Raw genomic sequence first — 1300 nt, 5'->3', positions numbered from 1 at the left:
CAGGGCTGTTTCATTCTCGGCATGCAGTAACGTTCGCGCTGGTCACGGCAACCCGATCACGTCTAGCGGGCGGGTGAACGCCTCATACGACACCCACCGGATCGCGTCGGGCACCGTGTCCTGACCCAACCGGCCCAAGAACACCAAGGCAAGAGCACGCAACGCGGCCAGGTTGTCGGGGGCATGGCCGCAGCGGACCTTGCAGGCGTCCTCGCCCAACGACACGTCCTTGACGTGATGCCAGGCCTCGATGCCCCAATGTCCCCGCACCAAAGCGCTGATCCGAGCCGCGTCCGCCTGCCCGAGCTCCAGCGAGGTCACCGCATAAGCCAAGGTCCACGACACCTTCCCAGTACGCAGTTCCCTGACGTAGCGGCGCACGCGCACCGCCTGGGCCACGTGCGGAAAACCGGTGGCCCCGGCCAGGTCGATGACCTTGACGGTACGGGTCTCGGCCCGCCCGTGGCCGCGGTCCCGGGCGGTGTCCAGCGTGGGGGCCTGAACCCAAGGCAACGTCGCTACCTGCTCGAACAGGGCCCTCTGATTGCGTTTGACGGTCAACACGTAGTCGGCGTGCAGGTCCTCCACCAAGTACGAGGCGGTGTCGGCCTGGGTGTGCAGGGCATCGGCGGTGACCACCACGCCGGTCAGGTCCATGCCCTCCAACAACACGGCTAGGGCGTCGATCTCGCTGGTGCCCGCCGGCACTCGCACCTGGGCGACCAGACGCCGGTCCGGGGTCAGGGCGGCCAGCAGGTGCACTGCCGGACCGGTGGCCGTGGCCGATCCGCGCAGGGACTTGCCGTCCACCGCCACCACTTGGAGGGTCTCGGGCCTGGACAGGGCGGCCAGGGTTTCGGGATCCAGGGCGAGCAGGACGCGGCGGATGGTCGCCGGGGACGGAGCGGAGCGTGCGCCCAGAGCCGCGCAGGAGATCCGGCAGCCCAGCCGGGCCAGTGTGTGCTGGGGTGCGGCATCGGCCCACTGGCCGATCGCCCGCAGGCAACGGGCTCCGGCCACCATCGCGCACAGGGCGCACAGCAGGACACTGGCCAGGCTGTGACGGCGACCCTGCGGCGAGCGAGGGTCCTCCAGATGGGCGAGCTTGTCGGCAAGGCCGACGGGGACAGGGGCGGGCATGGCAGACTGGGAGCGCAACGGAGTCCCTTGGAAGTCAGAGATGTGGAAGTCCCTGATCTTCTAGCGGGCTCCGTTGTTCGTTGGTGAGGGCTTCGACCAGATCGCTACAAGGCCGTGATCAGAGCCGATGGCTCACGATCCCGACTTTGAAACAGCCCTG

General features: G+C 68.5%; 1 protein-coding gene. It reads right to left on the bottom strand.

Going from position 1 to position 1300, the window contains the following annotated elements; translation table 11 throughout:
* Positions 1-42: 42 nt before the first annotated feature.
* A complete protein-coding gene (locus FHS13_RS21130; RefSeq protein WP_184293718.1) occupies positions 43-1140 on the bottom strand; it encodes an ISAs1 family transposase in 1098 nt (365 codons plus the stop codon).
* Positions 1141-1300 lie beyond the last annotated feature (160 nt).

The organism is Nocardiopsis algeriensis (assembly GCF_014203695.1).
GTDB classification, from domain to species: Bacteria; Actinomycetota; Actinomycetes; order Streptosporangiales; family Streptosporangiaceae; genus Nocardiopsis; species Nocardiopsis algeriensis.
Note: the sequence above shows the minus strand (reverse complement) of the source record. Positions and strands in the feature narration are given on the sequence as shown.